Here is a 19,980-nt window from a genome sequence, read left to right on the forward strand (position 1 = left end):
AATTCCTCCATTGCGCGTACACAAGGCACACAATTGAGCCGAACCCGCGGCTCAGTTCAACGGAATGTCGTTGTCGCCCTTGGTGTCCTGGTATCGCTGCGACAGCGCGGCGTACCGCTGGGTGATCCGTGCCTGCTGGGCGCGCAGCTCCGGATCGTCCTCGGCGTCGACCAGCGCGGGAATCGAGTACGCGGTCCAGAACGCGTTGGCGCGGCGGTAGCCGCCGGGTTCCAGCCCGAACACTTCGCGCAGGATGCGCAGATCGTGCGGAATGGCGAAGCTGTCCCGGGAATCCTCGTGGCTGAAGAAGTAGTAGAAATTGTCGAACCCCGCCCAGGTGATCGCCGACATGCACATGGTGCACGGTTCATGGGTGGAGATGAACAGCAGATCCGAGGGCGGCGGGTGCTCGGGCAGTGCGTAGAACTGGGTGAGGGTGTGCACCTCGCCGTGCCACAACGGATTGGTGGTCTCGTCATTGGTGCCCGCGAGGACCAGCGACAGATCGGATTTGCGCAGGATTGCCGCACCGAACACCTTGTTGCCCGCGGCCACGCCGGCCTCGGTCAAGGGCAGAACGTCGAGGTCGATGACATCGAGCAGGCGGCGGGGGAGGCTCATGCGGCACTCTAACGCCGCGACAACGGCCGCGCAGTGCGGCGGCGATGCATAAACCACTGGTACTACCGGGTAATCTGACGCCCGTGAGCACCGGTGGAATCGACGTCAGCACGCGCTTGGGCAGCGTGCTGACTGCCATGGTGACGCCGTTCGGCCCGGACGGCTCGGTGGAGCTGGCTGTCGCCAAGAAGGTAGCGAAGCGCCTGGTCGACGCGGGCTGCGACGGTCTGGTGATCTCCGGGACCACCGGGGAGTCGCCCACGACCAACGACGACGAGAAGATCGCGCTGTTGGAGGCCGTCCTCGAGGAGGTCGGTGACCGCGCCCGCATCATCGCCGGAGCCGGTAGCTACGACACCGCGCACAGCGTGCACCTGGCCAAGGCCAGCGCCGCCGCCGGGGCGCACGGTCTGCTGGTCGTCACCCCGTACTACTCGCGCCCGTCGCAACGCGGCCTGGTCGCGCACTTCACCGCGGTCGCCGACGCAACCGAGCTTCCCGTGGTGCTCTACGACATCCCGCCCCGCTCGATCATCCCGATCGACTGGGACACCCTGTGCACCCTGTCGGCGCACCCGAACATCGTCGCGGTCAAGGACGCCAAGGGCGATCTGCACGGCGCCGCCCAGCTGATGGCACAGACCGGCATCGCCTACTACTCCGGTGACGACGCGCTGAACCTGCCCTGGCTGGCGATGGGCGCCGTCGGTTTCATCAGCGTCTGGGGCCACGTCGCCGCCGCGCAGCTGCGAGAGATGCTGTCGGCGTTCAACTCCGGTGACATCGCCACCGCCCGCAAGATCAACGCGACCCTGGGGCCGCTGAACTACGCGCAGAACCGACTCGGTGGCGTGACCATGTCCAAGGAAGGCCTTCGCTTGCTCGGCGTCGACGCCGGCGAACCCCGGTTACCGCAGATCCCTGCCACTCCTTCCGAAATCGACGAACTGGCCGCTGATATGCGGTCGGCAGGCGTCTTAAGATGATATTTGTTGGTCTTATTACGATTGGTCGGGGGCGAAGCATTGATTAATACAGTACTGCGACGTGAGTTGCCGCCAAAGTTGCTGCCGAAAACACTGAGGCTATTTGCTGGAGGCGGCTTGGGTGAGATTGGTCGAAACATGACTGTATTCGAGTACGAAGGCGTGTCCTTCGTGCTTGATATGGGTGTGCTTTTCCCGTCGACGTATACTCCCGGGGTCGACTTGATACTGCCTGACTTGGAGATCTTTGAGCGGGCAAACGTCTCGCCGTCATGGGTAGTGCTAACCCACGGCCACGAAGACCATATCGGGGCCCTTCCTTATTTTGTTCGATCGTTTCCGAACGTAACAATCGTCGGGACGCAGTTAACGCTCGCCTTGGCTCGTGGACGACTTAGCGAACACGGGCTGAATCCACCTATGAAGGAGATAAGCGGGGGGGACACTGTTGACCTCGGCCCGTTCGCATTAACGTTTGTCCCTGTGGCGCACTCGGTCCCAGATGGGATCGGGCTGTTGATGCGGGTGGGCGAGCTGACAGTGGTGCATACAGGTGATTTCAAGGTGGACGCTACCGTTCTTGACGGCCGAAACACCGTTTTAGAACGCTTTTTGCCTTCGGACGGTGGGCCAGTGGATCTTTTGCTCAGCGACTCCACAAATGCGGAAGTCACAGCTCGGGTAGCTGGGGAGGGTGACATCACTGAAACACTACAATCTGAATTTCAGAGTACTGCAGGCAAGTTGGTATTCGCTTGCTTTGCGAGCAACATCCATCGGGTGCAGCAAGCGGTGGACCTGGCAGTAGCTGATGGTCGCAAAGTGTGTTTCATTGGCAGGTCTATGGTCAGGAACATGGGGATAGCCCAAGAACTTGGCTATCTTAAAATTCCATCTGGTGCAGAGATCTCGTACCAGGAGTGTGCCGCTCATCCTCCGCGTGAACTGGCAATAATTTGTACCGGCTCCCAAGGCGAGCCGCTGTCTGCGCTAGCTCGGATCTCCCGTGGTGAGCACCAGATCAAAGTGTCCTCCGATGACACCGTGTTGCTATCTGCGCGGCTGATTCCCGGCAACGAAACCGACATTTTTCAGGTCGTGAACGCGCTGAGCAGACGTGGCGTGCGAGTGCACACTCGCGATACCAGCAAGATTCACGCTTCGGGTCACGCACCAGCGCCCGATCTGGAGGATTTGATTAGACTGCTGCGCCCGAAGTGTTTTGTTCCTGTGCACGGGGAGTGGCGACATCTTCAAGCCCACGCACGGATTGCAGAACGAGCGTTAGTGGGCCAAGTCAACGTAATAGTGCTCGCGAACGGAGACGCGCTCGACCTTCAGTCGACTACCAGCAGAGTGTCCGGCACATACGGGCACCGTGATCTCTATCTCGATGGAAGTACCGTAGGGCATATCGAGCGCAGCATATTCCGTGAACGTGCGAGGATGTCGGATGGCGGAACCGTTCAGATTATTGTGCCGATAGACTCAGGAAGCCGCCAATTGGTGGCTGAGCCAGTTGTCAGTTTCTTCGGAATTAGTGAAGACAATGACTTATGGGTGCGTTGCGTCGAGTTGGCCAAGGTCGAGATCGCTAAGGCAAATGGCAAGGTTGACTCGCTCAAGCTAGAGATGCGCGTGACTCAATCTGTGCGACAGTTTATTAAACATGAGTACCGATCGAAGCCTCTTGTCGCCACCACAGTTATCGAGTTGAAACAGTCAGGCGAATAACTTCGCTCAGTGGGCCGTAAAAATAATTCCGAAGTCGCCAATACAAAGGTGCCACCCTGCACCACCCACGTTTACGAACGTTTTAATTGCTGGCATCCTTGAGTTTTGTAAGAACTCGGTGATATATCCAGTCTTTGGACGACGATCTTTCTTGAAAGTACTTCTGCAATAGATGGGCCGTTTTCTCGGGTTCCTCCATCATTGTTCGAACAGTGACGTCAGCGAATCCGGGCTGATCAAGATATGCACGTAAATCCGTCTCGATCAATCGTCCGGTCATACCTATTCTTGCCGCCATTAGGCCCGGAGTCTGAAGGCGCTTAGAGACTTCCCAAGAAGTCTCGTCGAACCGGATGCGATTCAGAAGCAGTATGCACTTCGCTGCGGCGTAGGACGTTCCATCCCGAGGTATTCGCTTCATGCTAATGACTAATTCGGCGATCGAGAAGTAGCGTTGCTCAGCTAGTGGCATTGCATTGAACGAGTAGTGTGGGTGAATCGAAACTTTTGGTAACTGAATGGATGGGAATTTTTCTAGGGCACTCTGTACGGTTGCCTGTAGAGTGCGCCGGTCGGAATTCGACGAACCCTCCCAGACTAGGTCGACATCGCTGTAAGAAAAGCCATCGAACGTCAAGTGGAAGTCGTGGTTTGCCCACGAACCGACAAGAATGGGGCCGGCGCCTATCTGCGTGTGCTCTAGAATCGAAACGACCTGACTCTGCAGCGTCTGTCGGGCGTCGAGATATTCGGTTCCACTTTCGCCGCATTGGTCCGCCAAGTCGAAGATCATATCGAGATATTCCTGGGATATCTCAGTCATCGAAGACTGTCCAACCCTTGTCTGTCAGGCATCCCGCGGCTCCCAATACTCTTGCGGTCATAATTGACGATCGCACGTTCGCGAGCATGGGCTCTCCTGCGCCATTGAGTGAAGTTAGCAGGAGCATTGGCATTCCGCGCTTTTCGCACTGCTGAAGGAGCCGGTACAACAACGGGCATCGTTCGCGAACGGCTGCTTGAACCCTCGCTTCCCCACTGGGGTGGCGTATGCCGGGGAATGCCGTGGCGGCACCGTCTTTCACGTTTACAGTCCATGCCATATCTGCTGACGGTGTACCGGCGAACCAGCGGTGGCACTCCTCGGCCCGTGCAACAGGGGCGAACGGCATGAAAGCCGGACGCCCTTTGACGTGATTCAATCGTTCTACTGCATCTGCGCGCCTGGCGTCAGCGAGTAACGCGCGTCCACCGAGTGCGCGCGGGCCGAACTCCACTCCGCCGCTTACAAGTGCCACTATCTCACCTCTCAAGATAGCGTCGGCAGCGTCGGACACATCGTCGTCGGCGGCCTCTCGCGCGTCCTCGTGTCGAGGGCCGAGTAGCGGAGTGGTTGCCCGAAACTTAGTAACTCCAGCCCGAAGCGCAACATGAACTGCCGCGCCGACCGCAGTGCCTGCGTCGCTGGACCATGGGCTGACTACGAGCTTCTCGATACCCTGGTGTACCAGGTGATTCGCCAAACGCCCATTTGCTTGACAATTAAGAGCCGCGCCACCAGATAAACCAACCGCGTGAACTTGCAAGCCAGCGTTCCTAGCGGTTTCGCACGTATCATCGACCAGTCGCCTGAGAATGTCTTCGAACCAATGCTGCATAGTAGCGGCGAAGTCGCTTGCATTGGCTTCCGCATGACGCGCGCGGGCGAGACGACAGCGACTAGCGGCAGGCTCGCTAGAGAGTGTACGCTCGATTGCATCGGTGTATCGAAATGCAGGGTAAAGGGCGGTATCGACCCTGAAACGTCCCGAACGGACAGATGTAGCATTGTGCAACTGAGTAAACTCGTGAGGCTTTCCGTACGCTGAAAGCGCCATAAGTTTTCCAGGCCCTCGTTCGCCTGGAAAACCGGCAAAGTAGGCTGCTTGATGGAATATCGTGCCCGGACTGTTGGGCCAAGGAGAACGGTTCAGCAGCGTCATGCACTTACCGTCCCAGTAGTACGCGGACAAGGAATCCTGTTCGCCCGTAGTGTCGCTTACCAGAACAACTGTCGATTTAGGTAGATCGCAGGGAACGAGGCTAAGAGCATGCGCTAGATGATGCCCCGTGAAAACGGGAGTGCCTAGCTTCCTACGGTACCGAACCGTGAAATATATGGAGCGCCCGAACCTAAGCAACTCTTTCCGAAGCCTTACTCGAAGTAGTAACGGTTCGCGAAATCCATACTGAATGGTTGCGGCGATTCCCTTGTGCAGCAGCCGTTTCGGCCAATGCCATCCTTCACCCCACACTAGGTCGCCGCCTTCCGTGATTTTCAACGCCGATGCAATTGCATTGACCGGAAAGCGAGAGCAGTTTTTTTCGGATGTTACTCGACCTTCTTCGAGGGCAAAGACTAGCTCACCCTTTCCGTTGATCAGCGCTACCGCTGCGTCGTGGCCGAAGTTGGTACCTAAGAACCAGCGCGACTTGCCGGAATTCCGCGCACCGTGGTTTCTACTGCTCGATGTCACCATGGCGAGCCTGGCGCTGGTGGCGTTAAGTAACGAGAATGGTCCGAGGTAATGAGTTCCAAGACCTCGTTTAGGTAGTCTCGCAGGTGTCGCGTAGGAAGCCAGCCCAATGCGTCACGAGCGAGTTGAGAATTTGCAATTGTCGTTCTGAGGTGGCCTGGCATGTCGTCTTGTCGGGTTATGCACAACCTTAATTGAAATGTATGTTCGACCTCTGCCAGAACCTCCGCGACAGCGAGGGGACATTCAGCCCCAAGATTCAGCCGGGTGGGCACGCCTTCACAACGGAGTCTCGCTATTTGGGCTATTGCTGCACATGTGTCGCGGACATCGATCCAGTCTCGAACTGCAGTCCCGTCGCCACAAAGTTGGAACGGCTCGTTGCGAAGTGCGGCGCGAATAGCGCTCGGGACGAGTCGATTGTGTTGCTGACCTGGACCAAAATTGTTGAAGAGCCGGCAGATTACGTATCTAACATCAAATGCTGCAGCGCTCGCTTCAATTAGATGTTCCTGCGCAAGCTTTGTAGCCGCGTATGGACTTTTGGGCGCAGGATCGACGGCTTCGTCGGTCTGGTCCAGTTGATCGCCGTATACCTCACATGACGACGCCAGAATTATCGGTGGTATGACGATCCGCTCCTGGAGGGCAACGAGGAGGTTGCTGGTTGCGAGCACGTTATCGCGCACATAGTCTTCGGGCCGCTCAAGCGATCCGGGTACGTAAGCCTGTGCAGCAAGGTGAATTACTAGGTCAACTTCAAGAGTCGCGAGTGTCTGGCGTACCTCATCCTTATCTGCAAGGTCGACGGTCAGCCATCTCTTGTAGTTTCCAGGGTTCGGTTCGCGATCTAGGCCGACGATCCGTGCGGTTGGCAAAGCCTCCGACAGGGCGCCAACTAGATTGCTGCCAATGAAGCCTGCTGCACCGGTGACGAGAACCGTTGAACCGTCTCGCAAGCATCCCCCTAAAATCTCAGTCAATCTCGTATCTGGGTAGATCGATCGATACGGCAGTCTACGACTAGATCCCGTGAGTGGGAGATTGTGTCATGGCAAAGCTCGGGCGTCATTGCGTAAGGGCCGCACACTGGCTCCTGCAACGCTACGATGCTGACTAGCGAATCTATCGATGGGAAACTCGGATTGCGGAGCGGGGGAGGCTTGGTCGACAAACCGAGTTGGGGCCAAGGGGTAAAGACGCGTGTCCTCGCGCTAATCATTCCGGTCGGCGGCCCTTTTGTGGCAGCTGGCTTAGCGTATGCCGGTCTCGTGGCAGTCTTCGATCGGAACAGCTTCGGGTTACCTGGAACTGCGCTCTTGTCTTTTCAAGTGCTCGTTTTCCTCGTCGTGTCAGGCTGGGGTTCCGCGATCGGTTCGTGGTGGAGATCTCGTGATAGCACGAGACGTATGATCGCAGCTTCTGAAGGCCAACTACCGTTTACGGAGATTCGGCGGCAGTGCGCGGAGACCCTCCAGCACGACTTGGCATTGAGAAGCCAGATTGGCCACGACGTGGGATGGGGTCACAACGTCAAGAGTGTCGGTCAGTCAACCGACAAGCCCACTACCGCGTTAGCGAGCGCGTACGGGCTCAAAGTCAATCGCAGCCTTGGTGACCCCGTTCCTCTCCGCCAGCAGGAAGCAGTCGCTAGATGGATTCTCACCCAGCGTGGCAGCAATGGCCTGTGGCGCGCACGTACTCAGCAGTGGGAGAGCGCCGAGATTTCAGCAACAATTCTCACTGGCGTCGTGACGAGCGTGGGCCTGCTGACTACCGAAGATGCAGTGGAGATAATCGAGGCGAACGCATCCAAACTCACTGACTACGCCGGCAGACCCCGCGTATTTGCGATCACGTCGGTGATCTGCAGTCTGGTTAGTGTCAATCCACAGAGCAAAGCGATTCCTGCTCTAATCGTACAGTTGTGCAGTGGAGCAACACCTCAGCCGCACGGAGTAGCTTGGGGACAGGTCACAATGTCTGTGCCGGAGGAGGCTTCGGCGGCGCACACGGCGCGCGCTGTAACGGCCCTAGCGCGCGCGAATAATCTCGGCATCCTCAACACTGGTCAGAAGGCACAGCTGGATAGCGGCTTGGACTATCTTGAGTCCCTTGATCCAGATGACTTTGGTCTCGACACCGAGAGCATCGAACGGAGCGTCGACGGCGGCACTGACGTTTTGGTAGTGCGCCACTTCACGGCCGCGCTGGTTCTGCGAACGCTGGCTGAGTCCGGACGAAGCGTTGAAAGGCACGAAGCGTTGTCAAAGGCTGTGATGTCGCGCTTTCGCGATGGGGCCTTCTGGTGGAATTCCGAGGCACCTATATGGATGATGTACCAGGGGTTATCGGCGCTCGAACGAGCTGTAATAGCCAGGGCGATGGTGTAGTGAACGACGGATCTATTCGGCTAGCGACCTGGAACTGCAACGCAGGTCGCTCGCCAGAAGGCGTCGCTTTCCAGTTCAATCTCGGTGCACTTGAGCAAAAGTTGGCAATGCTCGACGTGTTTCTTGTGCAGGAGGTGCCATTGATCGGCGGCAAACTCGAAGGCACCCTTGAGGCAATGTTGGATCGGTGCGGGCTTGTCTGCCGTGCATGGCATCAACTCGATGCGGCGTACAACCGGGAGGTGGGAGTAGGCGCTGGGTTGTTGGTGGCCGCTAGGTCTCACCTCCGTGAGGTCAAGATTCATCCATTCGTGAACCCACGCCTTCATGCCACCGTCAATGGTGACCACTGGGAGAGCGACGAGAAGGGAGCGCTGACCGCGATGGTGTCTACGCGCGGGCTTGATATTCATGTTGCATGTGTTCATCTCCTTCCTTTTCATAGTTTCGGGTACGACCCGGCGACTGATCCTGCGACATTTCAATGGTCAGAGTTGGAATCGGTTGTCGGTGCCCTTAACTCGGCCGCGCGCATAGTGATCGTCGGTGGAGATTTTAACCGTTCTGAGCGTACTTTAGCCGGCCTGCAGGGTTTGGTTAGCTCTCAAACGAGAGATTCCGGTGCTTCACACGACAACATATTTGTGGGTCCAAACCTAGCGCTCGCAACAATTGAAATTGTTGCTTCTCCGTCCGACCACCATCTGGTCGAAGGAGCGCTAACATTCTTGAACTAGACTTCGCATCTGTAAAGACGCACCACGACGCATTGCACGCTCTGCGTGGCGTTATCGGCTCACCGCATTTGATCCGCCGCTTAAGCGCGGAACCACGATTTTCTGCCGCGGATGCCTACATACATCCGAACGGCTTCTGGAAGTTACGAATCCTGGGTGGTTCTCTGTCGAAATGGCAAGTACGTCTTCACTACTGGCCGGAGTCTGGTACTAATTGCGGTGATGTACACAATCACGGCTGGGCATATGCATCTTTGGTTCTTCGTGGTAGTTCTTGCGAAGAGGTATATGAGGAGGGTTCAGGTCAGCCAATGACGAGCCACTCTTATGCTCCGCAGTCGGGCGCCACCTTCGAGATCGGCTCCACAACACGCGACACATGTTTACGGCGCGCGACTTTATGCACTCGCCGAGCTGGCGAATACTCTGGAGGAGAAGCCGGTCACATTCATAGGTTCTACGCGGTTAGCCAGTCAGAATTGTTGACGATCGTTTTGACTGGGCAGCCTCTAGTCTTTCATTCGGAGGTGTTCTTGCCTCGTGGTGTGCGACCAGTAGGGGAGGTCAGACCGACCCCGCTGGGTGCGGATCAGATCGACTACGTTGTCGGTCTAGCTAAGAATTCAATTCGGCAGCCCTAAGCTCGATCCGTTTGCTCGGACCGTCTGCTTAGCTCGCCGCTTCCCGGTGGTTCTTCTGAGCAGAGCGTGAACGTCTTGCCAGTTGCCAGTTGCCAGTTGCCTGGTGGGGCAGTCGCATCCGTGAGCCGCTATTCCATGGGTATTTCAATTCTGCAGGTGCAGTGGATATTGCTGTCGCACCAGGACTTCGAACCGGCGTACCCGAAGATGTCTGGCCCTCGCATGGCTTATTCCCTCCGCATATTTGTTTGGAGGTCAATGGCGTAAACACAACTTTATTGCCAGAGTCGTAGGCTGGTCTTTGCGAAAACCGTCGGATAAGGTCACCGCGACTAGTTCACTCTGATGTATCGAAGATTGTCGTAGTGGAGCGCTTCTCGTTGCATACCACCTCCAATTCGCGCAGCCTGTCGGCAGGTATGTTTGGCAGCCGTTGCAAGTCGAACCAGCCCGCGGAGATGATCTCGTCATCGGCTGGAAATGGCTCGCCAGCAACCCAATTCATCGCGAACACCAAATTGAGGTACTGAGCCTGGTCGCCGTTGAGGTGGGTCACTTGCTTCGTTACGTGCACCCATGCAAGTCGCTTTGCTACAGCACGGATTCCGCTTTCTTCGAGGACTTCACGGGCAGCGCAGTCTGCAGGATTTTCGCCCGGTTCGACGATGCCAGACACATGCCCCCATTCCCCGGTGTCAGCACTGCGGACTAGAAGAACGTGTTGGTTCCGAAGGACCACGGCGCTTACGCCGGTTAGCCACAAGGGCGCGTTGCCGATATGGCGGCGCAGCTCGGAGATGAAACTTGGAATTGCCACTACTCCATTTAACAGTCACTGGAGTGCGCGTGCACGCCTGCCACCGTCGACTTCTGTTAGTTTTGATCTGGTGCCTCCGCGGGTCGGTCAACTGTCTCGCTCGCTGACGGGCACAAAGTCACGCCTACTCGTATGTCACTAGTCCGAACGCACCGCCAGCGCGGTCCACTCGATGGGCGAAGCGCTGATCGTGCGTCCCGTCGGCCGGATGTAGAGGTCCCGGTAGTAGCTGGGTCCGACCTGTTCGAGCACCCGCCATCCGTAGCCGCGCAGGGTCTCCTCGACGCGTTCGGGTTCCAGACCTGACTTCCAGACCTGGCTGCGCCGCCGAAACCTGCGGTATACGGACCCGGCGCCGTGAAGATTCGTGCCGTCGATGAAGTCCTGCCGGACATAGGTGAAGACCAGCCGGCTGCCCGGTGTGACGGCCCGCAATTGCTCGAACGTGCGGTGCAGGGCTTCGGGTGTGAGGTACTGGGTCACACCCTCCCAGATGAACAGCGTCCGCCCGGTATCGCGAAATCCGTTGTCGGCCAACACGCTCATCACATTGTCATGCTCGAAATCCACGCCCGCCAGATGCACCGATGCGGGTACGCCGCCCAGGGCCCGTTGCACCGCTGCAGTCTTGCGTTCGATGTTGACGGGCTGATCGAGCTCGTGCACCGGCAGATCGCTGTACCGGGCGATGCGGTAGGGCCGGGTGTCCAGCCCGGAACCCAGGATCACCACGGCATCGATCTCGCTGACCGGATCGGACACCTTCTCGTCGATGTACCGTTTCCGGCAGACCACGCTGGCCCACAGCCCGGGGCCGGACCGGTCCGAGGCGGCGATGAGCATGCGGCGCAGCGGTCCGAACCGCGCCAGCCGTACCACCGCACGCAGTCTGCCGGGCAGGAAGGACTCCGCGAGGTCGTCGTCAACCAGGCGGCGCTCGGGCACCTCCAACTGCTCGATGGCAGCCAGCACCATCGGCCCGAAGGCCGTCTGCGCAGCCGGGTTCGGTGCCACTAGCGCTTGTTCACGTACCCGGCGTCCAGGGGCAGCGCGACCCCGGTGACGTAGCGGGAAGCATCGGTGACCAGCCAGAGCACCGCGTTGGCGATGTCCTCGACCTTCAGCGTCTGCACCGGCAGTGCGTTGGTCATGTCGGGCCCGCGCTGGGATTGCTGGGCCATGCCTTCGAGCCAGCTGCGGGTGAAGTCGTTGTCGATCATCGGGGTGTCCACACCGGCCGGATGGATGGAGTTCACCCGGATGTTGAACTGCGCCAGCACATTCGCATACACCCGCATCAGACCGACGATGCCGTGCTTGGCGGCGGCGTAACCCACCGAGCCCGCGATCGGGGAGCCCAGCCCGACCAGTCCGGCCACCGAACTGGTCAGCACGATCGAACCGCCGTTGCCGAACTTGACCATCGGCTTCATCGCCACATCGACGGTGTTGTAGACGCCGGTGAGGTTCACGTCGATCACGTCCTGCCAGGCATCCTCACCCGCCATCGGAGCGATCCCGGCATTGGCGATGACGATGTCCAGTCGATCCCCGAGGGCTTCGGTCCCGGCGCGCAGCGCGCTCTTGAGCGAATCACGATCGCGCACATCGGCTTCGGCAGCGTAGATGCGTGCCCCTGTCTCCTCGACCAGCTTGACCGTGGCCGCGAGGTCATCGGGGCTCGCCAACGGGTAGGGCACCGAGGCGATCTGATGGCACAGATCGACGGCGATGATGTCGGCGCCCTCGGACGCCAGTGTCACTGCGTGCGCGCGCCCCTGCCCACGCGCCGCCCCGGTGATGAACGCGGTCTTGCCGGATAGGGATCCCATGTCCGCGTCTAGCCGCGCAGCTGACCCTTGGCGGGATCTCCGGCCACCACCGGCGTCAGCATCTTGATATCGGGTGCACCGTCGAGGTGTTCACCCACCCCGCCGAACAGCTTGCCGATCGCGGGCGCGGTGCTGTGCGTCTTGAGCGCCTCGGCATCGGCCCACTGCTCGATGAACACGAAGGTCCCGTCGGCCTCATGCAGCGAATAGAGCTCACAGCCCGGCTCACCGTGCACCTCGGCGATGGCATCGGTACAGGCAGCGCGGACGATATCGACGGACTCGGGCTTGGCGGTCATGGTGGCGACGACGACTACAGGCATGGACTACTCCTCGGCTCTCCAGTGTTTCGCCGAGTCACATTACTTGGGTGTGGCGGCCGTCACCGTGGCACCGTGCTGGTCGATCTCGGTGACCGAGTCCGCGCTCACCAGGTACAGCCGCGCGGTGGCCAGATCCAGGAACAGCCCGACCACGCTGACCGTGCCTTCGGCGAGTCGTGCGGCGACCTGCGGGTGCTGTTGGGCCGCACGCACCTGCACGGCGACGTTGACGACGCTGAGCTGATCGGCGCCGGTGAATCCGGCGTCCGCGGCGGCCGCCGCCACCGGGTGATAGGCCCGGAATGCGGCAAGTGCGTCGGCGCCGTGATCCAGCCAGCGCCCCACCGAACCTTCGGCCGCCTCGTGCATCAGATCGTGCATGGCATCGCAGCCCGAGTGTCCGCAGATCACGACGGTCCGCACCGACAGTCGGCCCAGCGCGTAGCTCAGCGCCGATTCGACCGACAGGTCGTCACCCACCAGGTTTCCGACATTGCGCACGTTGAGCATTTCACCGGGTGCGCTGTCGGTGATCAGGTTCGGCAGAATCCGTGCGTCGGCGCAGCTGACCAGCATGGTGTGCGGATCATGTTCGGTGCCTGCCGATTCCATCCGGGCCCGCAGCAGCGGGGCCAGTCCGTTGCTGAACCTGTCCACCCCGCCCGCGAGCTGCGCCGGCCAGATCATCCGCAGCGCGCTGACCACCCGGCGGCCCTCGGTGTGCCGGCGCGGCGGCTGGGAGTGTGCGAACTCCATTCGCGCGGTTCCGGTCTCGGTGACGGTGACCTCCGCGCCGTGGTCGCGGTGCTGTGTGATCCACTCCTGCAGGGCGTCCAGCGCGGCGTGATCGAGGTAGTCGACGTTGAGGTCGATGAACACCTGGGCGTCGTGCGGGATGTCCGAGAGCACCGAGTTCAGCCGTGGCAGTGCCAGAAAGCTGCACGACCCGGTGATCGCCACATGCCACCGCGGTGGGCCGCCGGCCCCGATGCGACTGGTGAGGTCTTCGGCCACGATGGACACCCGCACGATGCGCCAGGCCGCGAGGGCGATGGCCAGCACCAGGCCGATGAGCACGCCCTCCAGCAGGTTCAGGAACACCACACAACCCAGCGTGATGCCGTAGATGAGCAGTTCACCGGTGCGGCGTGCCAGGTCGATGTGTGCGAGTTTCACGAGTTGGACGCCGATCACGATCAGCAGCCCGGCCAGTGCGGCCATCGGGATCATCTCGACGACGTCGACCAGCAGCACCGAGAACAGCAGCAGCCACACACCGTGCAGCGCGGCCGACGCCCGGGTCTTGGCACCTGCCCCGACATTGGCGGTGCTGCGGACGATGACCCCGGTGACGGGGAGCCCGCCCAGCAGGCCCGAGGACACGTTCGCGGCGCCCTGCCCGACCAGTTCGCGATTGAAGTCGGTGCGTGCCCCGTTGTGCATCTTGTCCACTGCGGTCGCCGAGAGCAGGCTCTCCACGCTGGCGATCAGGGCAACGGTCAGCACGGCGAGCGCGATGGAACTCCAGCTGCCCTGCGGCATCTCGGGCAGCCCGATGGCGTCGACGACGGATTCGTCGAGCACGATCCGCTCGGTCCCCAGGCCCGGCAGGTAATTGAGGGCGGTCGCCAGGACGATCGCCACCAGTGCGCCGGGGACGGCGCGGACCGCGGCCGGGGTGAACCGCCAGGACAGCATGACGGCGATGACCAGCCCGCCGATGAGGACATTGGACCACTGCGGTGCGGCGAGTTGGCCGGGCAGTGACACCAGGTTCTCCCAGGCATTGCCGCGCGGGCCGCCGCCGAGCAGCACGTGTACCTGCTGCAGGGCGATGGTGATGCCGATACCGGCTAGCATCGCGTGCACGACGATGGGCGCGATGGCCAGCGCGGCGCGCGCGATCCGGCTCAACCCCAGCAGGACCTGCAGGACACCCGCGGCGGCGGTGATGGCGCACGTCGCCTTCCACCCGAACTGCGCGACGAGCTCGGCGACGACGACGGTCAGACCGGCAGCCGGGCCGCTGACCTGCAGCGGAGAGCCGCCGACGACGGCGCACACGATGCCGCCGACGATCGCGGCGATGAGGCCGGCGACCACCGGCGCGCCGGAGGCGACGGCGATACCGATGGACAACGGCAGGGCTACCAGGAAGACGACCAGCGATGCCGGTACGTCATAGCGAAATACCGTGTGTAACAACGGGTTAACATGACGGCGCTTGGACGGCAGGCTCACCGCTCCGAGGGTAGCGACCGGAACGGAATTCGTCGTTCCGTGGCTCCGTGACGCTGCCCACGTTTGGAATAGGGCAGGTGGGGGATCGTTTTGGCCGCAACGAAATCAGTCGTCTTGTGACAAGTGGCCGCATGCGGCGCATTTTGATACCTGTTTGTGACACGTGTGGCAGATGGTGAAAATGGGGCGCAAGCGACTAGGCTGACACCCATGGCTAACAAGACCGCCGCCCGGTCCGGAGCCCGTTCGAGCAGGTCAAAGGCCAGTTCCAGCGCGCGGACCGGATCGAAATCGGCGCGCCCGGCGGCTCCTCGCCGCAAGCCGGCGCCACGTCGCAACCCTTCGCGCTTTGCCTCCGCCGGCGCCGCAGTGGGCCGGGGCACCCGCGCCGGCTGGCTGATGGTGGCCAAGGGGGCCGGTTCCACCGCCCGATCCGTGGGACGGGCCCGCGACCTGGAACCGGGCCATCGGCGCGACGGGATAGCGCTGGCGCTGCTCGGCATCGCCGTCGTCGTCGCCGCGAGTTCGTGGTTCGACGCCGCGCGGCCCGTGGGCGGCTGGATCGACACCGTCGTGCGCACCGTCATCGGCGGCGCCGTGGTGCTGGTGCCGATCATCCTCGCCGGCATCGCGGTGGTGCTGATGCGCACCGAACCCGACCTCGACGCCCGGCCCAGGCTCATCCTCGGATCGGCGATGATCGCCCTGCCGGTGCTCGGCCTGTGGCACATCTGGTCCGGCGCTCCACTGGACCCGGCCGCGCGGCAAGGTGCGGCCGGCTTCATCGGGTTCGTCCTGGGCGGGCCGCTCTCGGACGGGCTGACGGTCTGGATCGCCACCCCGCTGCTCGTCATCGGCGTGCTCTTCGGTCTGTTGCTGCTGACCGGAACGACCATCCGCGAACTGCCCGAGACACTGCGCTCGATGTTCAGCACCCGCGGGTACGACGACTACGACGATGACGATTACGACGACGAGAACGCCGAATACGCCGACGAGGCCGTCACCGAGGACTTCTCCGACGGCTACTACGACGATGACTACGGTGACGCCCAGCAGTGGCCGACCCCCGAGCTGCCCGCCGGCTCGCCGATGGACAACTACCCGTTGCCCGAGGTGGTGGACACCCCGACCATCCCGGAACCCGTTGCGGCCAAACCGCGTAAGCCCAAGGCCGAACCACCGAAGAAGCCGAAGAAGGTCGAGGAGACCCTGGTCATGGACCGGGTGGTCGAGGGCCCCTACGTGCTCCCGTCGCTGGGGCTGCTGGTCGCCGGCGATCCGCCGAAGACGCTCACCGCCGCCAACGAGACCATGAAGGACGCCATCACCTCGGTGCTGCAGCAGTTCAAGGTCGACGCCGCGGTCACCGGTTGCCTTCGCGGGCCGACCGTCACCCGCTACGAGGTGGAGCTCGGCCCCGGCGTCAAGGTCGAGAAAATCACTGCGCTGCACCGAAATATCGCCTATGCGGTGGCCACCGAGAGCGTCCGCATGCTGGCGCCCATCCCCGGCAAGTCGGCGGTCGGCATCGAGGTGCCCAACACCGACCGCGAGATGGTGCGGCTGGCCGACGTGTTGACCGCGCCGACGACGCGTGCCGATCACCACCCATTGGTGATCGGGCTCGGCAAGGACATCGAGGGCGAGTACGTCAAGGCCAACCTGGCCAAGATGCCGCACCTACTGGTCGCCGGTTCCACCGGCTCGGGCAAGTCCAGCTTCGTCAACTCGATGCTGGTGTCCCTGCTGGCGCGGGCCACTCCCGAAGAGGTCCGGATGATCCTCATCGATCCGAAGATGGTGGAACTCACGCCGTATGAAGGCATCCCGCACCTCATCACGCCGATCATCACTCAGCCCAAGAAGGCCGCCGCGGCGCTGGCCTGGCTGGTCGAGGAGATGGAACAGCGCTACCAGGACATGCAGGCCTCGCGGGTGCGCCACATCGACGTGTTCAACGAGAAGGTGCGCTCCGGGGAGATCACCACACCGCTGGGCAGCGAGCGGGTCTACAAGCCCTACCCCTACATCCTGGCGATCGTCGACGAGCTCGCCGATCTGATGATGACGGCTCCGCGCGAAGTCGAGGAGTCGATCGTGCGGATCACCCAGAAGGCCCGCGCCGCGGGCATCCACCTGGTGCTGGCCACCCAGCGACCGTCGGTCGATGTCGTCACGGGTCTGATCAAGACGAATGTGCCCTCGCGGCTGGCGTTCGCCACCTCGTCGCTGACCGATTCGCGCGTCATCCTGGACCAGCCCGGTGCCGAGAAGCTCATCGGTATGGGCGACGGGCTGTTCCTGCCGATGGGTGCGAACAAGCCACAGCGCATGCAGGGCGCGTTCATCACCGACGAGGAGATCCAGGCCGTCGTCGAGGCCACCAAGGCGCAGGCCGAACCCGAGTTCGTCGAGGGTGTCACCAAGGCCAAGCCGACCGGTGAGCGCACCGATGTGGATCCCGATATCGGCGATGACATGGATGTCTTCCTGCAGGCCGTCGAACTGGTGGTGTCCAGCCAGTTCGGGTCCACCTCGATGCTGCAGCGCAAGCTGCGGGTCGGCTTCGCCAAGGCGGGCCGGCTGATGGACCTGATGGAGACCCGCCAGATCGTCGGGCCGTCGGAGGGTTCCAAGGCGCGTGAGGTGCTGGTGAAGCCCGACGAGCTGGCGGGCACCCTGGCGCTCATCCGCGGCGGGGCGGACGCCAACGACGCCGACGACGAGGACGACTTCTAGAGGTTGAGCATCATCCGGGTGTTGCCGAGGGTATTGGGCTTGACGTAGGACAGGTCCAGGAACTCGGCAACACCGGTGTCATAGGACCGGCGCATCTCTTCGAAGACCTCGGCGCTGACCGGCGTTCCGTCGATTTCGGTGAAGCCGTGCCTGCCGAAGAACTCGGTCTCGAAGGTGAGCACGAAGATCCGGCTCAGGTGCAGATCCCGTGCGACCTTGAGCAGCTGGTCCACCACGCGGTAACCGACCCCGTGTCCGCGCACCTTCGGGTCGACCGCGACGGTGCGCACCTCGCCGAGATCCGCCCACAACACGTGCAGTGCACCGCAGCCGACGATCTCGCCGGCCAGCTCGGCGACCCAGAACTCCTGCACCGCCTCATACAGCGTGACCAGGTTCTTTTCCAGCAGAATCCGGCCTGCATAGATGTCGACGAGCTCCTTGATGGCCGGCACATCGGATGTACTGGCCCGACGAACCGTCACGTGTTCAACCACCTCGCTCACAGCTGCGAGAGTATCGGCATGGGCTACCGATATTCTGTTGCGGTGCCGGGCCAATCAGATACCGATCCAGTGGTGCCCCGTGCGTCCGTCGCGAACGTCGCCAACCTGCTGACCGGTATCCGGTTTCTCCTCGTCCCCGTGTTCGTGGTGGCGCTGTTCGTCGAGGACGGGCATCAGACATTCTGGCGAACAATCGCTTTCGTGGTGTTCGCGGTGGCCGTCATCACCGACCATTTCGACGGGGCGTTGGCACGCGCCTACGGGATGGTCACCGAGTTCGGGAAGCTGGCCGATCCGATCGCGGACAAACTGCTCATCGGGTCCGCGCTGATCGGGCTGTCGCTGCTGGGCGACCTGCCGTGGTGGATCACCATCGTCATCCTGGTCCGCGAGGTCGGCATCACCGTGCTCCGATTGGCGGTCTTGCGCCACGGAGTGATCCCGGCCAGCCGCGGCGGCAAGCTGAAAACGCTGGTCCAGGCCGTGGCGATCGGACTCTTCATCCTTCCGCTGTCCGGCGCGTGGCTGCTGGTGGCGACCTGGATCATGTGGTTGGCCGTGGTGCTGACGGTGCTCACCGGCGTGGACTACGTGGTCTCGGCGGCGCGTGATTCCCGGACCCGTCCGGCAACCTGAGACATTCGGGAACCAGCGGGGACCCGATGGCGTTGATCCCTGTATGACGACACTGATGCGCGAGGTGATCGGCGACGTGCTGCGCGAAGCCCGGACGACTCAGGGTCGCACCCTGCGTGAGGTGTCCGATTCCGCGCGGGTCAGCCTGGGATATCTGTCCGAAGTGGAGCGGGGCCGCAAAGAGGCCTCCAGCGAGTTGCTCAGCGCCATCTGCGACGCCCTCGCGATCCCGATGTCGCGAGTGCTCTTCACCGCGGGTGAGCAGATGGCCCGCGACGAGGGCGGTGTCACCGGTATCGACGCCACCACGAAGGTCGTGATTCCGCAGGTTGTGTCCATGGCGGTGGCCTGACCGGGTGCGGAAACGATAGGTTGGCACCCAACAAGTTGCACACCGGCAGTTGCGCACACCCGAACACGTGAAGGTGGAATGAACCCATGGCCAATCCGTTCGTCAAGGCGTGGAAGTACCTCATGGCGCTGTTCAGCTCGAAGGTCGACGAGTACGCCGATCCGAAGGTGCAGATCCAGCAGGCCATCGAGGATGCCCAGCGTCAGCACCAGGGGCTGACCCAGCAGGCCGCCCAGGTCATCGGGAACCAGCGTCAGCTGGAGATGCGGCTGAACCGCCAGCTCGCCGATATCGAGAAGCTGCAGGCCAATGTCCGCCAGGCCCTGACCCTGGCCGATCAGGCCGCCGGCAGCGGCGACGCCGCGAAGGCCACCGAGTACACCAACGCCGCCGAGGCGTTCGCCGCCCAACTGGTCACCGCCGAGCAGAGCGTCGAAGACCTCAAGGCTCTGCACGACCAGTCGCTGCAGGCCGCCGGACAGGCCAAGAAGGCCGTCGAGCAGAACGCGATGGTCCTGCAGCAGAAGATCGCCGAGCGCACCAAGCTGCTCAGCCAGCTGGAGCAGGCCAAGATGCAGGAGCAGGTCAGCGCCTCGCTGCGGTCGATGAGCGAGATCGCCGCGCCGGGCACCACGCCCAACCTCGATGAGGTGCGCGAGAAGATCGAGCGTCGCTACGCCAACGCGATGGGCGCCACCGAACTCGCGCAGAACTCGGTGCAGGGCCGGATGATGGAAGTCCAGTCGGCCAGTGTGCAGATGGCCGGACACTCTCGCCTGGAGCAGATCCGTGCGTCGATGCGCGGTGACGCGCTGCCCTCCGGTGGCGCCGCCGCACCCGCGACGCCCGCCGCCAACCCGCCCGCCGCTGCACCCGAAAACCCGCTCCAGCAATAGGTTTGGT

18 protein-coding genes are annotated in these 19,980 nt (G+C 61.8%); 8 read left to right on the forward strand and 10 right to left on the reverse strand.

What is annotated here, in order from left to right; genetic code table 11:
* Positions 1–51 precede the first annotated feature (51 nt).
* Complete coding sequence (locus C6A86_RS11380) at positions 52–621, reverse strand: nucleoside deaminase (RefSeq protein ID WP_105366248.1); 570 nt, start codon at positions 619–621, stop codon at positions 52–54.
* 83 nt (positions 622–704) lie between these two features.
* Here C6A86_RS11380 and dapA point away from each other — a divergent pair, with 83 nt between their 5' ends.
* Positions 705–1,607, forward strand: coding sequence for a 4-hydroxy-tetrahydrodipicolinate synthase (dapA, locus tag C6A86_RS11385; RefSeq protein ID WP_105366249.1), 903 nt, complete (start codon positions 705–707; stop codon positions 1,605–1,607).
* Positions 1,608–1,745: 138 nt separating this feature from the next.
* On the forward strand, positions 1,746–3,341 hold the full coding sequence (locus tag C6A86_RS11390) for a ribonuclease J (RefSeq protein ID WP_105366250.1): 1,596 nt from the start codon (positions 1,746–1,748) through the stop codon (positions 3,339–3,341).
* Between the two features lie 82 nt (positions 3,342–3,423).
* Here the strand turns inward: C6A86_RS11390 and C6A86_RS11395 are convergent, their stop codons facing one another.
* The 3 genes from C6A86_RS11395 to C6A86_RS11400 are packed head-to-tail and all read right to left on the reverse strand — an operon-like array spanning position 3,424 to position 6,816.
* The gene (locus C6A86_RS11395; protein WP_105366251.1) at positions 3,424–4,164 is read right to left on the reverse strand and encodes a hypothetical protein; all 741 of its coding nucleotides are present in this window, start codon (positions 4,162–4,164) and stop codon (positions 3,424–3,426) included.
* Positions 4,157–5,860, reverse strand: a complete 1,704-nt coding sequence (locus C6A86_RS29175) for a carbamoyltransferase C-terminal domain-containing protein (RefSeq protein ID WP_105366252.1) — start codon at positions 5,858–5,860, stop codon at positions 4,157–4,159. Before C6A86_RS29175 ends, C6A86_RS11395 begins: the two co-directional genes overlap by 8 nt.
* Positions 5,854–6,816 carry an NAD(P)-dependent oxidoreductase gene (locus C6A86_RS11400; RefSeq protein ID WP_158263342.1) on the reverse strand — a complete coding sequence of 321 codons (963 nt, stop codon included), beginning with the start codon at positions 6,814–6,816 and terminating at the stop codon, positions 5,854–5,856. The genes C6A86_RS29175 and C6A86_RS11400 overlap by 7 nt, the downstream gene beginning before the upstream one ends.
* 450 nt (positions 6,817–7,266) lie before the next feature.
* On the opposite strand from C6A86_RS11400, the gene C6A86_RS11405 reads away from it, so the two are divergent.
* Together C6A86_RS11405 and C6A86_RS11410 are read left to right on the forward strand one after the other, a co-directional pair.
* On the forward strand, positions 7,267–8,250 hold the full coding sequence (locus tag C6A86_RS11405) for a hypothetical protein (protein WP_105366254.1): 984 nt from the start codon (positions 7,267–7,269) through the stop codon (positions 8,248–8,250).
* A complete protein-coding gene (locus C6A86_RS11410) occupies positions 8,250–8,987 on the forward strand; it encodes an endonuclease/exonuclease/phosphatase family protein (protein ID WP_158263343.1) in 738 nt (245 codons plus the stop codon). Before C6A86_RS11405 ends, C6A86_RS11410 begins: the two co-directional genes overlap by 1 nt.
* Before the next feature lie 978 nt (positions 8,988–9,965).
* On the opposite strand, the gene C6A86_RS11415 is transcribed toward C6A86_RS11410, so the two are convergent.
* The 5 genes from C6A86_RS11415 to C6A86_RS11435 form a co-directional block, all read right to left on the reverse strand.
* A complete protein-coding gene (locus tag C6A86_RS11415) occupies positions 9,966–10,445 on the reverse strand; it encodes an NUDIX domain-containing protein (protein ID WP_105366256.1) in 480 nt (159 codons plus the stop codon).
* A 138-nt stretch (positions 10,446–10,583) separates the two neighbouring features.
* Positions 10,584–11,459: an SAM-dependent methyltransferase gene (locus tag C6A86_RS11420; RefSeq protein WP_105366257.1), complete on the reverse strand. Its 876-nt coding sequence runs from the start codon at positions 11,457–11,459 to the stop codon at positions 10,584–10,586.
* Positions 11,459–12,277, reverse strand: coding sequence for a mycofactocin-coupled SDR family oxidoreductase (locus tag C6A86_RS11425; protein WP_105366258.1), 819 nt, complete (start codon positions 12,275–12,277; stop codon positions 11,459–11,461). Before C6A86_RS11425 ends, C6A86_RS11420 begins: the two co-directional genes overlap by 1 nt.
* 8 nt (positions 12,278–12,285) lie before the next feature.
* The gene (locus C6A86_RS11430) at positions 12,286–12,600 is read right to left on the reverse strand and encodes a putative quinol monooxygenase (RefSeq protein ID WP_105366259.1); all 315 of its coding nucleotides are present in this window, start codon (positions 12,598–12,600) and stop codon (positions 12,286–12,288) included.
* 39 nt (positions 12,601–12,639) lie between these two features.
* Positions 12,640–14,841 carry a bifunctional SulP family inorganic anion transporter/carbonic anhydrase gene (locus C6A86_RS11435; protein WP_233213265.1) on the reverse strand — a complete coding sequence of 734 codons (2,202 nt, stop codon included), beginning with the start codon at positions 14,839–14,841 and terminating at the stop codon, positions 12,640–12,642.
* A gap of 210 nt (positions 14,842–15,051) precedes the next feature.
* Between C6A86_RS11435 and C6A86_RS11440 the strand changes: the two genes are divergently transcribed.
* On the forward strand, positions 15,052–17,583 hold the full coding sequence (locus C6A86_RS11440) for a DNA translocase FtsK (protein ID WP_199196439.1): 2,532 nt from the start codon (positions 15,052–15,054) through the stop codon (positions 17,581–17,583).
* Here C6A86_RS11440 and C6A86_RS11445 read toward each other — a convergent pair.
* On the reverse strand, positions 17,580–18,089 hold the full coding sequence (locus tag C6A86_RS11445) for an amino-acid N-acetyltransferase (RefSeq protein WP_199196440.1): 510 nt from the start codon (positions 18,087–18,089) through the stop codon (positions 17,580–17,582). The genes C6A86_RS11440 and C6A86_RS11445 overlap by 4 nt on opposite strands.
* A gap of 42 nt (positions 18,090–18,131) precedes the next feature.
* Between C6A86_RS11445 and pgsA the strand changes: the two genes are divergently transcribed.
* From pgsA to pspA, 3 genes are all read left to right on the forward strand, one after another.
* Entirely contained in the window at positions 18,132–18,725 is a 594-nt protein-coding gene (gene pgsA / locus C6A86_RS11450) for a CDP-diacylglycerol--glycerol-3-phosphate 3-phosphatidyltransferase (RefSeq protein ID WP_105366262.1), read from the forward strand.
* A gap of 43 nt (positions 18,726–18,768) precedes the next feature.
* The gene (clgR, locus tag C6A86_RS11455; RefSeq protein WP_105366263.1) at positions 18,769–19,077 is read left to right on the forward strand and encodes a transcriptional regulator ClgR; all 309 of its coding nucleotides are present in this window, start codon (positions 18,769–18,771) and stop codon (positions 19,075–19,077) included.
* Positions 19,078–19,163: 86 nt separating this feature from the next.
* Complete coding sequence (pspA, locus tag C6A86_RS11460) at positions 19,164–19,973, forward strand: phage shock protein PspA (RefSeq protein ID WP_105366264.1); 810 nt, start codon at positions 19,164–19,166, stop codon at positions 19,971–19,973.
* Positions 19,974–19,980 lie beyond the last annotated feature (7 nt).

Source organism: Mycobacterium sp. ITM-2016-00316, from assembly GCF_002968335.2.
Classification (GTDB): domain Bacteria; phylum Actinomycetota; class Actinomycetes; order Mycobacteriales; family Mycobacteriaceae; genus Mycobacterium.

Excerpts from the sequence above, each read along its gene's own strand:
- C6A86_RS11425 (WP_105366258.1), bottom strand. The coding sequence starts at position 12,277 with ATGGGATCCCTATCCGGCAAGACCGCGTTCATCACCGGGGCGGCGCGT.
- C6A86_RS11440 (WP_199196439.1), top strand. The coding sequence starts at position 15,052 with ATGGCTAACAAGACCGCCGCCCGGTCCGGAGCCCGTTCGAGCAGGTCA.
- C6A86_RS11405 (WP_105366254.1), top strand. The coding sequence starts at position 7,267 with ATGATCGCAGCTTCTGAAGGCCAACTACCGTTTACGGAGATTCGGCGG.
- C6A86_RS11430 (WP_105366259.1), bottom strand. The coding sequence starts at position 12,600 with ATGCCTGTAGTCGTCGTCGCCACCATGACCGCCAAGCCCGAGTCCGTC.
- C6A86_RS11395 (WP_105366251.1), bottom strand. The coding sequence starts at position 4,164 with ATGACTGAGATATCCCAGGAATATCTCGATATGATCTTCGACTTGGCG.
- C6A86_RS11380 (WP_105366248.1), bottom strand. The coding sequence starts at position 621 with ATGAGCCTCCCCCGCCGCCTGCTCGATGTCATCGACCTCGACGTTCTG.
- clgR (WP_105366263.1), top strand. The coding sequence starts at position 18,769 with ATGACGACACTGATGCGCGAGGTGATCGGCGACGTGCTGCGCGAAGCC.
- C6A86_RS29175 (WP_105366252.1), bottom strand. The coding sequence starts at position 5,860 with ATGGTGACATCGAGCAGTAGAAACCACGGTGCGCGGAATTCCGGCAAG.
- C6A86_RS11390 (WP_105366250.1), top strand. The coding sequence starts at position 1,746 with ATGACTGTATTCGAGTACGAAGGCGTGTCCTTCGTGCTTGATATGGGT.
- pspA (WP_105366264.1), top strand. The coding sequence starts at position 19,164 with ATGGCCAATCCGTTCGTCAAGGCGTGGAAGTACCTCATGGCGCTGTTC.